The following is a 15,581-nucleotide window of genomic DNA, read 5'->3' on the forward strand; positions in this document are numbered from 1 at the left end:
TTCATTCAGATCATAAGATTTAACTACGCGGCTTTCTCAATGCGCGTAAGGCCGCCCATGTATGGCTGTAATGCTTCAGGAATATGAATGCTGCCATCTTCCTGCTGATAATTTTCCATAACAGCAATCAATGCACGGCCAACAGCAACGCCCGAACCATTGAGCGTATGCACAAAGCGCGTCGCTTTTTCCGCTTCCGGACGATAGCGCGCATTCATGCGACGGCCCTGGAAGTCACCGCAAACCGAGCAGCTCGAAATTTCGCGATAAGCATTCTGACCCGGCATCCATACTTCGATGTCATATGTCTTCTGCGCGCCAAAGCCCATATCGCCAGTGCAAAGCACAACCGTGCGGAACGGCAATCCAAGACGTTTCAGCACTTCCTCGGCACAAGCAGTCATGCGTTCATGTTCCGCAGCCGAGCTGTCTGCATCAGTAATCGACACCATTTCCACTTTAAGGAACTGGTGCTGGCGCAGCATGCCGCGCGTATCACGGCCGGCAGAACCCGCTTCCGAGCGGAAACATGGCGTCAATGCTGTGTAGCGCTGCGGCAAGGTTTTCACGTCAACGATTTCATCGGCAACCAGATTGGTCAGCGGCACTTCTGCCGTTGGAATGAGCCATCGACCATCGGTTGTGCGGAAAAGATCTTCAGTGAATTTTGGCAACTGTCCTGTGCCATAAACAGCTTCGTCACGCACCATCAGCGGCGGCATGGTTTCCATGTAGCCGTGCTCAGTGGTGTGCAAATCAAGCATGAACTGTCCGAGTGCACGCTCAAGACGCGCAAGCGGGCCTTTAAGAACCGTGAAACGCGAACCTGCAATTTTTGCAGCGCGTTCAAAGTCCATATAACCTAGCGCTTCGCCAAGCTCATAATGCTCTTTTGGCGTGAACGAAAAATTGCGCTGATTTCCAATGCGACGGATTTCAACATTGCCTGCTTCATCTTCGCCAAGCGGAACATCGTCGCCCGGAATATTTGGCAGCGTCGAAAGCGCGTCATTGAGTTCTTTGATCAGACGACGTTCGGTTTCTTCCGCTTCCGTCAAAAAGGCCTTCAGCTCGCCGACTTCCGCTTTCAGTCGATCAGCTGTTTCAGCGTCTTTTTCGGCCATAGCCTTGCCGATTTCTTTGGAAGCAGCGTTGCGACGTTCCTGAGCAGCCTGAACCTTGCCGACATGCTCACGGCGCTTTTCATCCAGCGCGATCAGTTCGGACGAACGCGACTCAGATCCGCGCTTAGCAAGCGCCTTATCAAGAGCTTCAGGGTTTTCGCGAATCCATTTGATGTCGAGCATGGGAAAAGCCGTTTCGTGTAATTTAACAAGAGAGAGGCTGCGATCATGCAGCCTCTGTTTAACATAAGTCCAGATCAGGAAGTTGGAGCGCTGTCCTCGGCGTCAGCCTCGTCCTTCGCTTCGTTCCGCTGCTTCTCGATCATTCGGGCCAATATGATAGAAATCTCGTAGAGAAGGATTGCAGGTATAGCAAGACCGATCTGGCTCGCAGGGTCTGGAGGGGTCAGAACCGCAGCCACCACAAAAGCAATAACAATCGCATATTTGCGTTTGTCTTTCAGGCCTTGCGATGTGACCAAGCCAACACGCGCCATCAGGCTTGTAATGACTGGCAACTGAAACACCAGACCAAAGGCGAAAATGAGCGTCATGATGAGGCTCAGATATTCTGAAACCTTAGGCAGAAGTGAAATCTGCACTTCACCGTTGCCGCCGCTCTGCTGCATGGCAAGGAAGAACCACATCACCATCGGGGTGAAGAAGAAATAGACTAGCGCACCACCAATCAGAAACAGGATCGGCGAGGCAATCAGGAATGGCAGGAATGCCATACGCTCATGTTTATAAAGACCAGGAGCGACGAACTTATAAATCTGCGCCGCGATGATCGGAAATGCCAGCACAATGCCACCAAACATGGCGACTTTTACCTGCGTGAAGAAGAATTCCTGCGGCGCTGTATAAATCAATTCGGCTTTCGAGCGATCCATACCGGCCCAGTCTATTGCCCACTGATAGGGCAAGACGAGCAGATTGAAGAGATGCTTCGCAAAGGCAAAACAGATAACAAACGCAATGAAAAACGCCAGAATCGCCCAAATCAGGCGGCGGCGCAGTTCGATCAGATGTTCGAGCAGCGGTGCTGCGCTCTGTTCAATTTCAGCCTCATCCGGTTTCAAGCTTTGCTTCCTGTCTTTTCAGTCGTCTTCTTCGTGGTCTTTTTAGCGGGAGCGGCAGGTTTTGTGGTCGTAGCTTTTGCCACAGCTGGTTTCTTCGCGACAGCGACCTTAGCGGGCTTGGGCGCGGCTGGCTTTGCAACAGCGTCAGATGCTGCAACAACTGCTTTAGGCTTCGCTGTCGTCGCTTTTGCTTTAACCGGCTTTTCTGCCACGGGTGCTTCGACTGCGGCGGCGGCCTTCTTGCGCGGTGCTTTTGGCTTAGCAACGGGCTTCTCGACCGGCGCTTCAACAGGAACCGTTGCGCCATTTGGCTCAACAGGCGTTGTCACTTCTGCAAATTTTGCGGGCTCAGCGGGTGACATGGACGTCGTAGACTGGAGACCAGCGCGAATATCCTCACCAGCACTGCGAATCGGATCAAAGACCTGTGTAAGTTTCGAGCGCGGATCAAGCTTGCGCGCCTCATCAACAATGTTCTTCACATCTTCAAGCTCAGCTTCTTTCAAAGCTTCATTGAACTGATTGCGAAACTCATTTGCGGTGCTGCGCATCCGCGAAGTCGCCTTACCGAAAGCCCTGAGCATCTTCGGCAAATCCTTAGGCCCAACCACCACGATCATCACGATCGCGATAATCAGCAGTTCAGACCAACCGATATCGAACATATTTGATACTCCGCGCTTTTGCGCGCGCCCCGTATTTCGGCGGAAAACCGCAACTCAGATCACAATTTTACCTCCATAGAGGTTATTGCAATCCGCTTGAATTGTTATTCATGCTGCGTACCGCATTGCACGCAGCCCGAACCAGATCACATCAGGACTTTGTCGTCTTCTTGACATCCTTGACGGTATCGTCAGCACGCGCATCAATTGTTCGTGCGTCAGCCTTAGCATCTTCCTTCGCAGCATCTTCTTCAGACATGCCCTGCTTGAAGTTCTTGATACCCTTGGCAACATCGCCCATCAGTTCTGGAATTTTGCCACGACCGAACAGAAGCAGCACAACTGCGAGAACGATCAGCCAGTGCCAGATAGAAAAGCTACCCATTTTATTCCTCTCAATGCCGTGAACCACGGCTTATTCCTGTATTGCTGATTACGATTTAAGCGTTTTCAACAAATCTTTCAAACAGAAGTGTGACCGTGAATGAAGATACACCAATTTTATTTGTCGTATCTTGTTTTAAATCAATCACCGCGCGGCGCGAGCAGCCCCAATCCTTCAAGATCAATATCTTCCAGTGGCTCTTCGTCATCAGTCAATTCGTCGGGATCAACATTTGGTACCGGCACCGAAAAACCAGACGGAATGCGCGCAGACAAAAGCCCTGCCCCGCGCAATTCTTCCAATCCCGGAAGATCGCGAATCTCTGGCAAACCAAACTGGTCGAGAAAAGCGTCGGTCGTGCCATAAGTCACCGGACGACCCGGCGTGCGGCGGCGACCGCGCAGCTTGATCCAGCCCGTTTCCATCAGCACATCAAGCGTACCCTTTGATGTTTCAACGCCGCGAATATCTTCCAGCTCTGCGCGCGTCACAGGCTGATGATAGGCAATGATCGCCAGCACTTCCATCGCAGCACGCGATAGTTTGCGTTGCTGAACTGTTTCACGGCTTAAAAGAAATCCGAGATCAGGTGCGGTACGAAAAGCCCATGCTGTGCCAACCCGAAGCAGATTGACGCCCCTGCCCTCATAGATTTTTTGCAAATGATTGAGCACAGCGGGTAAATCAACATTGCCCGGCAGACGTTCGGACAGTGCCCGCTCTGTGACTGGTTCTGCAGAGGCAAAAATAATCGCCTCGGCAATCCGGCTAAACTCAGCAAGTGTCATTGATGATTCTGGATTTTCAGCATCGTTATCAAAGTCATCCATTGCGATTTCTGTCTCAGACATCTGCGTCCTCATCCAGTTCGTTCAATCGAGCATGAGCGCGCATATAGATTGGTTCAAAGGGCGCATTCTGACGCACTTCCAGCTTGCCTTCGCGCACAAGCTCAAGACTTGCAGCAAACGAGCTTGCCAAAGCCGATGCGCGTTCTTGCGGCGTCAGCGCATAATTTATCAGGAAGCGGTCGAGCGCGATCCAGTCCTCACTTATTCCCATTAGCCGTACAAGCGCGCTGCGTGCTTCTTTCAAAGACCAAACGGCACGTTTTTCGATCTGAACATGTGTGACGCTCTGGCGCTGTCGCTGCGATGTGTAAGCAGTCAGTAACTCATAAAGCGTAGCAGAAAACTGGCTTGAGCGATCAACGACAACCAGTTCCGGCATTCCACGTGCAAAAACGTCTCGTCCCAGACGTTTACGGTTAACGAGATTCGCCGCAGCGTCGCGCATGGCTTCGAGGCGCTTAAGGCGGAATTGCAGCGTGGCGATCAGTTCTTCACCTGTGGCTTCGTCATCGCCTTTCTGCTTGGGGATCAGAAGCTTGGACTTCAAATAAGCAAGCCACGCCGCCATAACGAGATAATCGGCGGCCAATTCAAGCTTGAGAGCTTGCGCCTGCTCTACAAAGCCCAGATATTGTTCCGCAAGCGCCAAAACAGAAATGCGGGAGAGATCAACACGCTGCGTTCGCGCAAGATGCAGCAGCAAATCCAGCGGACCTTCAAAGCCCTGCACATCGACTAACAGTGAGGGTTCATCATTGTCGATGTCAGATTCATTTTGCCACAGAGCATCCATCGGCACATTTGCACCGTCTTTGCTGCTTGTGTTGGTTTCTGATCCGGCCACCCGCTTATCCTGTCGTCCTGATGGCCAGTGCATAAACGCCACTGACCTTTTCAGGACATCTTATCCTAAGAATTGCCTGTTAAGCTATTGCCTGAAACAGTTGTCCAAACTCTTCGCGTAGTTCCGCCTCATCTGACAAATCAGGTTCACCAGCATAGACTTCAGCCAGCTCTGCACGTTTGAGCGATTTGCCCTCCAAAATTGGAACGCGGGGGGCGACCTTTTTGAGTTCTTCCATCACGCCCGCGCAATAAAGAACAATATCGCAACCCGCATTGGTGATGCCTTCCGCAATATCACCAAGATCGCCGGAAAGCGCCTTCATCGAAATATCGTCGCTGATGATCAAACCATCAAACTGGATGACATCACGAATGACAGTGTTGATTACCGTTGGCGAAAGCGTTGACGGGTTTTTCGGATCAACGCTATCAAAGATCACATGCGCAGTCATGGCCATTGGCAGATCATTGAGCGCTTTGAATGGCACGAAATCATGCGTGACCAGCTCAGACAAAGGCACATCAACCCGTGCCAGTTCCTTATGCGTATCGCTGAATGCACGACCGTGCCCCGGCATATGCTTGATAACTGGCAAGACACCACCCGCAAGCAAGCCCTCGGCGGCAGCACGTCCCATCAGCGCCACTTCATGCGGATTTTTAGAATAAGCACGTGCACCAATCACATCATGCGCGCCCTCAATCGGCACATCGAGCACAGGCAGACAATCTGCATTCACCCCAACTTTAAGCAGGTCGAATGCGTGCAACCGCGCATGGAGCCATGCAGCGCGCAGACCTGCTTCATGATCGCGGTTATAGATCGCGCCAATTTCCGCAGCTGCGGGATAATTTGGAACCAGTGGCGGACGAAGGCGCTGCACGCGCCCACCTTCCTGATCGATAAACACCGGCATCTGCGGGCGATCTGTCACGTCGCGCAATTGTGCGGTCAAATCGGCAACCTGTTCAAGGCTTTCGACATTGCGTGCGAAGAGAATAAAGCCCCAAGGCTTTTCATCACGGAAGAAGGCTATCTCATCTGGCGTCAGCTCTGTACCGGCTACACCTGCAATCCACGCCTTGCATTCGCTCATGCGATATTCCTTCGATTCATTTGCACTCAAAATCAGTGATTATGACTTAACCGAAAAACATTTAGCTTGGTAGTCTCACGAAAAAGGGCGGCCAAAGCCGCCCTCTTCAAATTCATTTATCCGATTGCTTACTGCGTTACGAAGCAGCTGCCGCCCGCCGTCTTAAAGCGACCGCAAAGCGCATTCGCTTCTTCTTTCGAACCGGCCTGAACACGAACACGGTAATAAGTGCCCTTGTTCGGAATATCGGCGCGCTTGATGTCAACTGCACGACCACCGATCACGCTGCCATAACGCTGCGCCATATTGGCATATGACTTCTGTGCCAGTTCAGCAGATGGCTGCGAAGCGATCTGGATGAAGTAACCACCACCAGCCGCAGATGCGACCTGTGGAGCAGCCACAGGGGCTGCCTGTGCTGGCGTCTGTGTGCGCTGCGGCACGTTACCAACAATCGTGGTTGGCTGTTCAGCAGGGCGTGAAGGAATCACAGGTGCACGAACAGGTGCTGCTGGAGCCTGTGTTGCCGGCTGTGCAGTCGGCGTATTGGCAACTGGGGCCTGAAGTTCTCCCGCAGCAGCAAGCGCTCCGATTTCATCGGTTTCAGCTGGTGGCGCAATCGGCGCATCATTATTCGTCGCAGCAACTGGAACAGTCGGCTGTGGTGCCGTTTGCGCAGGCTGTTGTGCCTGAACGATCGAGCCATCAGGACGCACGATCATTGTTTCCACTTCACGTGGTTGGATCAATGGCGCATCCTGTCCAGAATTCTGCGCAGCGGCAGTGGTTGGCTCTGGGCCATCATCCACACCAACATCGTTATCCTGAGCGCCAAGATCGACAGGCTCTTCACCCGCAGAAATAAGCGACTTCTGTTCAGGATTATTCGGCAATGTACCTGCAACGCGGTCGTAAACGGCCTTATCCTGATTAGGAACAGTCGCACCGCCCGGATTTTCCGGCTGCATCTTGATCGGCTGGTTATCCGCGCGAATCACTACAGGCTCGCCGGAGCCGCTGCCACCAAGGAAGTGATAGCCAATTCCGCCGATGAGAACAGCCAGACCCGCGACGCTTGCGAGGATCAGACCACGGCGTCCACGAACCGGACGATTGCGATAGGCTTCCGCAGCAACACCAAGATCATCTTCTGGCTGCATACCGGCACGCGTACCAAATTCGCCACTTTCCATGGTCTGCGCACCTTGCGCAGCCCAATGATTGTAGAAGTCGTCGCTGTTGGCAGCAGCATTTTGTGGCGTTGCCGACGGGATGGTTGGATTGGCGCGTCCATAGGCAACGGTGGCCGCAGCAGCGCCAAGACCAAGGGCTGCACCAGCCGCAACACCACCGCTTGGCATGTAAGACGAAGCGCTTTCGCGGAAGATGTCCTCAAAAGCCTTGTCGGCTTCGCTCTGGACTTCGACCTTCGCCGCTGATTCATCCACATCGATGGTGCTGAACACTTCAGCGAACTCAGCTTCCAAATCGTTTAGCGATGTGCCGTTATCTTCATCGCCATAGCTCACTTCTGGCAGATCAAGCGAATGAGTTTGATCAACCTTGCCTTCAGAGACGCTTAGTGTTTCGATTTCAGGCGCTGGTGCGACGAACACTGAACGCTGGTCTGCATAGTTTGCAAATGATGGTGCCGAAGGGTGGCGATCTTCGTCGCTATAAGTTGCATGCGCATAAGCGGGCTGGCTGACCGGCTCTTCTTCTGCATCGGGCGACAAATCAAAATCTTCATCGGTGAAGAAATCTTCTTCGGTGAAGACAGCCGAAGCATCAGCAGGTGCAGCAGTAGCGGCATCGCCCGAAGGCTCAAAACCGAAGTCGTCTTCACTGAACGAAATTTCTTCCAGACCTGACTGATCATCATCGGTTGATTCTGATACAGCGCGTGCAAAGTCCGGCTCATCTGAGAGTGAGAAATCGTCACCAAACGAAAAATCGTCTTCGAGTTCGGGCTGCTCTGATTCGAAAGCAGGCGCCGCGTGCTGCACTGGTTCAGAAGTAAGCACACCAGCAGTCGCAGCACCGGCAGCGAAGTTGCTCAGGGTGTAATGCGGATAAGCTGGAGTTTCTGCGGTAGACGTTGTTCGAGGCGCATAGGTTTCTGGTGCGTAACTCGTCGCTGGTTCAACAGAAGTATAGGCCTGCGGATCTTCTAGCGAGAAATCATCAAATGCTGGCTCAGCATAGGCTGGCTCTTCAGCAACATTGCTCTCAAAACGAGGCGCATAGTTTTCAAACTGCTGCTGCTCATCTTGATAGGCCGGCTGATAAACTGATTCTGGCGCAGACGAAGCCTGAGGCTCATCACCAAACAATAAGCTTTCCAGCTCGTCTTCAAGCGATAGCGCCTGATGTGCAGGCTCTACAGGCTGGGAGGCTTCAAACGGTGTAGCGGATGGGATTTCCCATTCATTACCGATGTTCTGGCTGCTTGTTGAATATCCGGCAGGCTCGCCCGCGTAGGGATCAGCAAATTGCGATTCCCGCTCCTGAAATTCAGGTGAGCTGTAGTTTGAGTAGCCCTGCTCTGAAGGGGCGTTGGCAGCGGTTGCAGCATATGCATCCAGTTGAACGTCTTCGTAAGCTGTACGCGCTTCGGAATAATCATTGTAGTCGAACTGCGGCACAGGTTCTGCGCGATCAGCTTCTACAAAATCAAAAGACTGCGCTGGAGCAGCGGACTGAACTGCTGGTTCATGTGCATCCATCTGCAGATCAAACTCTTCTTCAAGAGCAGATGCCAGATGGTCCTCATGCAGAGCGGGCGCTTCATCCTGATAAGAATGGGATGAAAACGGCACCGTATATTGCTGCGGCTCTGGTTCATTGCCAAAATCACCCAGCAACTCACGCTCAAGATCGAACGCAATCTCGCTGTCACCAGAATCAAAATTTGGCTCAGGCCTGTAGTCGCCCCGGAAATCATTTTGGGCGGCATTGGTATCAGCAGACGCGCCGAAGTCCATGATCCTTGATAGTTCCATCAGCGGATCGTCTTCGTGCAGCGGACGCTCGCCGTAATTACGGGGATTAGCACTGCTGTCCGTCATGGTGTGTTCCTAACTCAAACCCTGGACGTCGCAAGACGTCTCGATACATCACATTTTAGCGAGGCAATGTGGGCAAAAGTTGACGGAAGTTACCTGCGCCTTATGGAAGGCCGACGACTTAACCCGCCGTCGATCTTCCATCTTTTTGACTTACCACCACCCACTCAACACTGTTGTTGAACTTGCGAGTGATCAGTTCGTCTTAGCGCATTTCCGTTGGAGCATCCGCACCGATAATCGTCAAACCAGAAGTCAGAACATCGGAAACGACCTGCACCAGCCCTAGCCTTGCTAGTGACAATTCTGGATCGTTAACCTTAATAAAACGTAAGTCTGGGTTTTCTGTACCCCTATTCCATTGCGAATGCAGCGCGCTGGCAAGGTCATAAAGGTAAAAAGCGAGGCGATGAGGCTCCTGATGGGTGGCCGCAGCGTCGATCAAACGTGGATATTCAGCAAGCTTGCGGATAAGTGCAATTTCGCTCTCATCGGTCAGCTTGTGAAGATGTGCACCAAGCGAAACACGATCCAGATCGGCAAGACCAAGCTGATCAACAGCCTGACGGAAGACCGAATGGCAACGCGCCGAAGCGTATTGCACGTAGAATACCGGATTATCTTTTGACTGCTCGGTTACTTTCGCAAAATCGAAATCAAGTGGCGCATCATTCTTCCGGTAAAGCATCATGAAACGGACCGGATCGCGACCCACCTCATCCACCACTTCACGTAGCGTGATGAATTCGCCCGAACGCTTCGACATGCGTACGGGTTCGCCGTCGCGGAACAGTTTGACGAGCTGACAAAGCAGAACTGTCAACTTGGCCTTACCGTCAGAAACAGCGCGAGCGACAGCTTCAAGACGCTTTACGTAGCCGCCATGGTCTGCGCCGAGCACATAGACCATCTCATTGAAACCACGGTCATATTTGTCTTTGAAGTAAGCAACGTCAGCCGCAAAATAGGTGAAGGCGCCGTCTGACTTCATCAGCGGACGGTCAATATCATCACCCACTTCGGTCGAGCGGAACAAGGTCTGTTCGCGGTCTTCCCACTCCTCTGGCAGCTGGCCCTTTGGCGGTGGCAGCTTGCCCTTATAGACGTGGCCCTTGAGCGTCAGATCGTTGATTGCAGCACGAATGGCGCGCGCATGATCTGCATGCAATGTGCGTTCAGAATAAAACACGTCATGATGAACATTCAGCGCATCAAGATCAGCCCGAATCATCGCCATCATCGCGTTGATGGTGCGTTCTTTCACGAGAACGAGCGCTTCTTCTTCCGGCATTTCCAGAAGCTTTTTGCCAAATTCCTTGGCAAGCGCCTCGCCGACTGGCACCAGATAATCGCCAGGATAAAGACCGGCAGGAATTTCGCCAATCTCTTCGCCTAGCGCTTCGCGATAACGCAGCATTGCTGAATTGGCTAGCACGTCGATCTGTGAGCCTGCATCATTGACGTAATATTCTTTGACGACATCAAAGCCAGCGAATTTCAGCAGGTTTGCAAGCACGTCACCGACAACCGCACCACGGCAATGACCGACATGCATTGGCCCGGTTGGGTTTGCCGACACATATTCAACGTTGACTTTTTTCCCAGCGCCGAGCTTTGAGCGGCCAAAATCAGTCGCTTCATTGAGCATCGCGGATAATTCGCGCTGCCAGTAAACATCTTTCAAACGCAGATTAATGAAGCCCGGACCTGCAACGTCAACACTTGCAACATCAGCATCAGCCTTCAATGCATCGGCAATTGCCGTTGCAAGCTCACGCGGATTCTGACCAACAGCTTTGGAAAGAACCATGGCAGCATTCGTCGCAATATCACCATGCGAAGCATCGCGCGGTGGCTCCACGCTGATACGCGACAGATCAAGCTCGCTGCCATCTTTCGTTTTCAGATCAATCTCTTGCAACGTTTTTTTGATACGTGCGTCGAAATCTGCAAAGATATTCATGGTTCGTCCTGTCAGGCTTCCGTCCGGCTATAAGTGTGTTTTCCGGCCTTGGCTCGTCATAAAAATAGCAGCAATACCAACGCGTTTTAGCACCAGCACCCGCTTCGTTACGCCCCGATTAAGCTAAATCGGGTGTGTGGTCAAACAATCGTCGGTGTTCGCGCACGGCATAATTGTCAGTCATGCCCGCCAAATAGTCGGCAACGCGACGTGCCCGGCCTGCCTGATCAAGTGTTTCCCAGTCCGCCTGCCACTCGGCTGGCATAATGGATGGCTTTTCAAATGAAATATCGAATAGGTCTTGAACAATCTTATCCGCAGCCTGCCTGCGGACCACGACACTGTCATGAAAATAGAGGTTCTTGAACAAAAAGCGTTTCAAAACTTTTTCATCATCTCGCATCGTTTCTGAGAAGCCTACGAGTGCGCGGGGTTGCGCATGCACCTCTTCAACGCTTTGTGGGTTGGCGCTGGCGATACGACGTTGTGATTCAGCAATTACATCTTCGACCATGATCGTGATCTGACGACGAACAAGCTCATGCCCGGTGCGCACGGCATCAAGCGCCGGATAACGCGTTCTGACAATATCCAGCAGCCGCTTCGTCAGAGGCACCTCATCGAGCCCTTCAAGCGTCAGCAGTCCAGAGCGAAGACCGTCGTCAATATCATGCGCATTGTAAGCAATGTCGTCAGCGATTGCCGCACATTGCGCCTCAAGGCTCGCAAAACGCGACAATTCGAGATCGTAGCGCTCGTTAAAGTCGAGGATAGGCTGTGGAACTGGCTCGTCAGCATGAGACACAAACGGGCCAATCAGCGGACCATTGTGCTTTACCAGTCCTTCAAGCGTTTCCCATGACAAGTTCAGACCGTCAAAATCCGCATAACGATGCTCAAGCTTCGTCACTATACGCAAAGACTGCGCATTGTGATCAAACCCGCCATAGGACTTCATCCGTTCGTTGAGCGCGTCTTCGCCGGTATGTCCAAACGGCGTATGTCCAAAATCATGAACAAGCGCCACAGCTTCCGCGAGGTCTTCATCCAATCGCAAGGCACGCGCCAATGCACGCGCAATCTGCGCCACTTCAATCGTATGTGTCAGACGGGTGCGGTAATGATCGCCTTCATGCGCAATGAAAACCTGCGTCTTATGCTTCAGGCGACGAAAAGCCGTCGAATGAATGATTCTGTCGCGGTCGCGCTGAAAAGGGGTTCGCGTGGCGCTTTCAGGCTCAGATACCAGCCGCCCACGGCTCAAAGTTGGATTGCAAGCATAAGGCGCGCGTTCACGATAACCGAAGCCGATGCCTTCAAGTGACCCAATTTCCTGACCGGACATTGCGATGCGTACCTCACTGTAATATGATTACGTAAATGACAGGTGGACATTGACTTCCACGCACTGCGTTCATAGCTATCAGCTAAACATGATGGCAAGTATGCGTTGATTGTGAATTTCGTAATTCCACTTCGTTATACGCAATTGTAAGCGGAACAAGGCAGATGACAGACATTAGCGTTTCTGAATCCGCAGCCAAGCGGATTGCAAAGATTATCAATTCAGAGCCCGGCAAAACCGCATTGCGTGTTTCTGTCGAAGGTGGCGGCTGTTCCGGCTTTTCCTACAAATATGATCTTGTCGATGATCAGTCCGATGATGACATTGTTATCGAGAAGCTTGGCGCCAAGGTGCTAATCGATTCTATCTCAGTACCCTATATGGATGGTTCAGAAATTGACTTCGTTGACGATCTGATGGGGCAGTCGTTCCAGATACGCAATCCAAATGCGACAGCATCATGCGGTTGCGGAACAAGCTTCGCGATTTGATCAGGCCAAAATTTTGATATGAAAAACCGGCTGTATAGAGCGGTTCCAGTTTCACTGGAGCCGCTCTATCTTTTTGCCTTCACGCACTTCCGAACGCAAAACCGGTTCCCACTTTTGCTGGAAGTGCTTTGGCACAGCCGGTTTCGTTTTATCAGGCTTTCACGGATGAAACGGTCGCATCAATATGATCGACCAGCGCATCCGGCAAACCAAGACGACCTGCCAACATATCGAGATAACCGCGTTCTGCACGGCTATCCGGATCGATAGTTAAGCGCGAAGCCGTGTAAAGTTCGACCTTCTGTTCTTCCGTCTGTGCAGCTGCGACCAGCGCATCAATATCAATTGGGTCTGCCAGTTCTTTCTCAAAGAACGCTTCTGCCTCGTTATCGAGGCCTGAAATTTGCACTTTCTCCATAATCAGTGCGCGTTCAGCCGCATCGATGTGACCATCAGCCTTTGCAGCCGCAATCATCGCCTGAATAAGTGTCAGCGCAAAACTATTGCTCATTGATGGTGATTGCAGATGAAACGGCGAATCCGCTGGTGGCGGAGGGAGCAGTTCAGGCTCGGCTGCCGCTGGTTGCGGAGCAGTTTGTGGCTGCTGGCCAGACTTGTAGTTCTTATACGCGAGATAACCGAGACCAGCGATTGCAGCTAAACCGCCTGCGGTCGCGACGTTGCCGGCAAGTTTGCGTCCCGTTTTGGTGCCAAAGATTGCCGCAGCAATTGCGCCAGTAGCCAATGGATTTTTCTTTGCGAGATCGGTGGCCTGCCCTGCCTTGTCGCGAACGCTTCCTGACATACCCGGTATCTGCGATCCCAGAAACTGATCGAGAAGCTTTTTGGCGTCGAACATACAAATCTCCTGTTTGGCTACGATTTTATGGAGATAGGAACGCAAATGCGCCAATACAAATAGCTGACCAAGCATTTATGCGAATAGCTGCAAATTCTGTGATGGAATGCGTGCAGCGCTTGCCCTCGCCCCATCTTCCGCCTAATCATTTCAGCATGAAAATCGCGACATGGAATATTAACGGCGTCAAAGCGCGTATTGAAAACCTCCAGCATTGGCTGAAGGAATCATCGCCTGACATCGCTTGCCTTCAGGAAATTAAGTCGGTGGACGATATGTTCCCACGGCTGGAACTCGAAGCGCTCGGCTATCACGTCGAAACGCACGGGCAAAAAGGCTTTAACGGCGTTGCGATTCTTTCCAAAAAATCACCTGATGAAGTCATTCGTGGTCTTCCCGGCGATGATAGCGACGAACAGGCTCGTTTCATCGAGGCCGTTTTCTCGACCGATAAGGGCGTTCTGCGTGTCGTGTCGCTCTATCTGCCAAACGGCAACCCGATTGATACGGAAAAGTTTCCGTATAAGCTTTCTTGGATGCAGCGCCTTGAAGCATGGGCCAAGAGCAGACTTGAGCTGGAAGAGCCGCTTGTGCTTGCAGGCGACTATAATGTCATTCCTGAACCCTATGACGCGAAAAACCCGCAGCAATGGCTGGGGGATGCACTGTTTCAGCCGCAATCACGTCAGGCGTTTCGTCGCCTGGAAAATCTGGGCTTCACCGAAGCAGTCAGAGCTGCAACGGACGATGAAGGCGTTTACACGTTCTGGGATTATCAGGCCGGTGCATGGCAGAAAAACAATGGCATTCGCATCGATCATATGATGCTGTCGCCGGAAGCGGCTAACCATTTCGTTTCTACTGATATCGAAAAACACGTGAGAGCGTGGGAAAAACCGTCAGACCATGTGCCTGTAACGGTGACACTATCCGTCTAATTTATATCCGTCCGATCATGGGCGGATTTTAATTATCAAAAATCGCCCTTGGTGGTCAGATTGCTGGAGAGCGCCACTGCATTACGGCGGTCCGCTTCACCAGCAATAGAGAAAGCCTGTTCCTGCATATCGCGTATCCAGGTGCAGTCTTCTGTTGGACAACGCTCAAAAGCTGCGGTCAGCATAGCTAAGCCACGCACGGTCTTGCCAGCCTGAAACAACATATTGCCGAGCATGGCTTGCGCGCTTGCATTGCCCTTCTTGGCAGAAAGCTGGAACCAGCGTGCGGCCTGCATTGGATTGGGCTCTCCGCCCTCACCGTCAAGCAACATTTTGCCGAGTTCAAACTGAGCTGCCGGATCGCCGAAATTCGATGCAGCCTGCACATAGAGATTACGAGCGAACTTAGGATTGGCATTGACCGGAGAGCCCGGAATGCCACGCTTCACATAACCAGCGAGTGCGACCAGCGCATCGGCAACATAAGGCTCATTTTCTGAACCTGGCTCTGCACCATCACGAACGATCTTTTCAAAAATTTGATAGGCTTCGTAATCATTCTCTGCCACGCCGTCGCCATCGGCGTACATACGGGCGAGTTTCCACTTCGCGCCCTGATGACCACGATCGGCAGCGTAACGCAGCGCCTTGATCGCCTCGTCCTTGTGACCGCTTTTATAGGCAGAAAAACCAAACTTGAAGAGTTCAAACGGGCTACGCGATTTCTCAGAGTCATCGTTTAAATCAAAAGCCGAAGCGCTGTTGCAGACAATGGCCAAGCCAAGTGCTGCAGCGATAAGGGGATATGAAAAACTGCGGATACGCATCACAACGCTGGTCTTTCACACTGATTAGAAGTTAATGACATAA

General features: G+C 52.1%; 14 protein-coding genes. 2 read left to right on the forward strand and 12 right to left on the reverse strand.

Annotation, left to right across the window (positions count from 1 at the left end; translation table 11 throughout):
- Positions 1 to 23: 23 nt before the first annotated feature.
- The 10 genes from serS to ACOZHT_RS00705 all read right to left on the reverse strand — a co-directional run bounded on the left by serS (position 24) and on the right by ACOZHT_RS00705 (position 12,423).
- Complete coding sequence (gene serS / locus ACOZHT_RS00660) at positions 24 to 1,307, reverse strand: serine--tRNA ligase (protein WP_339508479.1); 1,284 nt, start codon at positions 1,305 to 1,307, stop codon at positions 24 to 26.
- 74 nt (positions 1,308 to 1,381) lie between these two features.
- Positions 1,382 to 2,206, reverse strand: coding sequence for a twin-arginine translocase subunit TatC (gene tatC, locus ACOZHT_RS00665; protein WP_339508478.1), 825 nt, complete (start codon positions 2,204 to 2,206; stop codon positions 1,382 to 1,384).
- On the reverse strand, positions 2,203 to 2,871 hold the full coding sequence (gene tatB / locus ACOZHT_RS00670; RefSeq protein ID WP_339508477.1) for a Sec-independent protein translocase protein TatB: 669 nt from the start codon (positions 2,869 to 2,871) through the stop codon (positions 2,203 to 2,205). Before tatB ends, tatC begins: the two co-directional genes overlap by 4 nt.
- A 151-nt stretch (positions 2,872 to 3,022) precedes the next feature.
- Complete coding sequence (locus ACOZHT_RS00675) at positions 3,023 to 3,256, reverse strand: twin-arginine translocase TatA/TatE family subunit (RefSeq protein ID WP_250039724.1); 234 nt, start codon at positions 3,254 to 3,256, stop codon at positions 3,023 to 3,025.
- Positions 3,257 to 3,396: 140 nt separating this feature from the next.
- The gene (gene scpB, locus ACOZHT_RS00680) at positions 3,397 to 4,107 is read right to left on the reverse strand and encodes an SMC-Scp complex subunit ScpB (protein ID WP_421565252.1); all 711 of its coding nucleotides are present in this window, start codon (positions 4,105 to 4,107) and stop codon (positions 3,397 to 3,399) included.
- On the reverse strand, positions 4,100 to 4,951 hold the full coding sequence (locus ACOZHT_RS00685) for a segregation and condensation protein A (RefSeq protein WP_421565253.1): 852 nt from the start codon (positions 4,949 to 4,951) through the stop codon (positions 4,100 to 4,102). Before ACOZHT_RS00685 ends, scpB begins: the two co-directional genes overlap by 8 nt.
- Positions 4,952 to 5,030: 79 nt before the next feature.
- A complete protein-coding gene (nagZ, locus tag ACOZHT_RS00690; RefSeq protein WP_339508474.1) occupies positions 5,031 to 6,050 on the reverse strand; it encodes a beta-N-acetylhexosaminidase in 1,020 nt (339 codons plus the stop codon).
- Between the two features lie 128 nt (positions 6,051 to 6,178).
- Entirely contained in the window at positions 6,179 to 9,118 is a 2,940-nt protein-coding gene (locus ACOZHT_RS00695; protein ID WP_339508473.1) for an SPOR domain-containing protein, read from the reverse strand.
- A gap of 202 nt (positions 9,119 to 9,320) precedes the next feature.
- Entirely contained in the window at positions 9,321 to 11,078 is a 1,758-nt protein-coding gene (gene argS / locus ACOZHT_RS00700) for an arginine--tRNA ligase (RefSeq protein ID WP_339508472.1), read from the reverse strand.
- Positions 11,079 to 11,196: 118 nt separating this feature from the next.
- On the reverse strand, positions 11,197 to 12,423 hold the full coding sequence (locus ACOZHT_RS00705) for a deoxyguanosinetriphosphate triphosphohydrolase (protein ID WP_339508471.1): 1,227 nt from the start codon (positions 12,421 to 12,423) through the stop codon (positions 11,197 to 11,199).
- 164 nt (positions 12,424 to 12,587) lie between these two features.
- Between ACOZHT_RS00705 and erpA the strand changes: the two genes are divergently transcribed.
- Entirely contained in the window at positions 12,588 to 12,914 is a 327-nt protein-coding gene (erpA, locus tag ACOZHT_RS00710) for an iron-sulfur cluster insertion protein ErpA (protein WP_421565254.1), read from the forward strand.
- 151 nt (positions 12,915 to 13,065) lie between these two features.
- Here erpA and ACOZHT_RS00715 read toward each other — a convergent pair whose 3' ends face one another.
- Positions 13,066 to 13,773 (reverse strand): tellurite resistance TerB family protein, encoded by a 708-nt coding sequence (locus tag ACOZHT_RS00715; RefSeq protein ID WP_421565255.1) that lies wholly within the window; start codon positions 13,771 to 13,773, stop codon positions 13,066 to 13,068.
- A 155-nt stretch (positions 13,774 to 13,928) separates the two neighbouring features.
- On the opposite strand from ACOZHT_RS00715, the gene xth reads away from it, so the two are divergent.
- Positions 13,929 to 14,711, forward strand: coding sequence for an exodeoxyribonuclease III (gene xth, locus ACOZHT_RS00720; protein ID WP_339508468.1), 783 nt, complete (start codon positions 13,929 to 13,931; stop codon positions 14,709 to 14,711).
- Between the two features lie 35 nt (positions 14,712 to 14,746).
- Here xth and ACOZHT_RS00725 read toward each other — a convergent pair whose 3' ends face one another.
- Positions 14,747 to 15,538, reverse strand: coding sequence for a tetratricopeptide repeat protein (locus tag ACOZHT_RS00725; protein ID WP_250039714.1), 792 nt, complete (start codon positions 15,536 to 15,538; stop codon positions 14,747 to 14,749).
- Between the last annotated feature and the right edge of the window lie 43 nt (positions 15,539 to 15,581).

Origin of the sequence: Ochrobactrum sp. EDr1-4 (genome assembly GCF_049199085.1) — a bacterium.
Lineage (GTDB): Bacteria > Pseudomonadota > Alphaproteobacteria > Rhizobiales > Rhizobiaceae > Brucella.

Coding starts and splice junctions, on each gene's coding strand:
- serS (WP_339508479.1), bottom strand. CDS start 1,307: ATGCTCGACATCAAATGGATTCGCGAAAACCCTGAAGCTCTTGATAAG.
- tatB (WP_339508477.1), bottom strand. CDS start 2,871: ATGTTCGATATCGGTTGGTCTGAACTGCTGATTATCGCGATCGTGATG.
- ACOZHT_RS00675 (WP_250039724.1), bottom strand. CDS start 3,256: ATGGGTAGCTTTTCTATCTGGCACTGGCTGATCGTTCTCGCAGTTGTG.
- scpB (WP_421565252.1), bottom strand. CDS start 4,107: ATGTCTGAGACAGAAATCGCAATGGATGACTTTGATAACGATGCTGAA.
- nagZ (WP_339508474.1), bottom strand. CDS start 6,050: ATGAGCGAATGCAAGGCGTGGATTGCAGGTGTAGCCGGTACAGAGCTG.
- ACOZHT_RS00695 (WP_339508473.1), bottom strand. CDS start 9,118: ATGACGGACAGCAGTGCTAATCCCCGTAATTACGGCGAGCGTCCGCTG.
- argS (WP_339508472.1), bottom strand. CDS start 11,078: ATGAATATCTTTGCAGATTTCGACGCACGTATCAAAAAAACGTTGCAA.
- ACOZHT_RS00705 (WP_339508471.1), bottom strand. CDS start 12,423: ATGTCCGGTCAGGAAATTGGGTCACTTGAAGGCATCGGCTTCGGTTAT.
- erpA (WP_421565254.1), top strand. CDS start 12,588: ATGACAGACATTAGCGTTTCTGAATCCGCAGCCAAGCGGATTGCAAAG.
- ACOZHT_RS00715 (WP_421565255.1), bottom strand. CDS start 13,773: ATGTTCGACGCCAAAAAGCTTCTCGATCAGTTTCTGGGATCGCAGATA.
- xth (WP_339508468.1), top strand. CDS start 13,929: ATGAAAATCGCGACATGGAATATTAACGGCGTCAAAGCGCGTATTGAA.
- ACOZHT_RS00725 (WP_250039714.1), bottom strand. CDS start 15,538: ATGCGTATCCGCAGTTTTTCATATCCCCTTATCGCTGCAGCACTTGGC.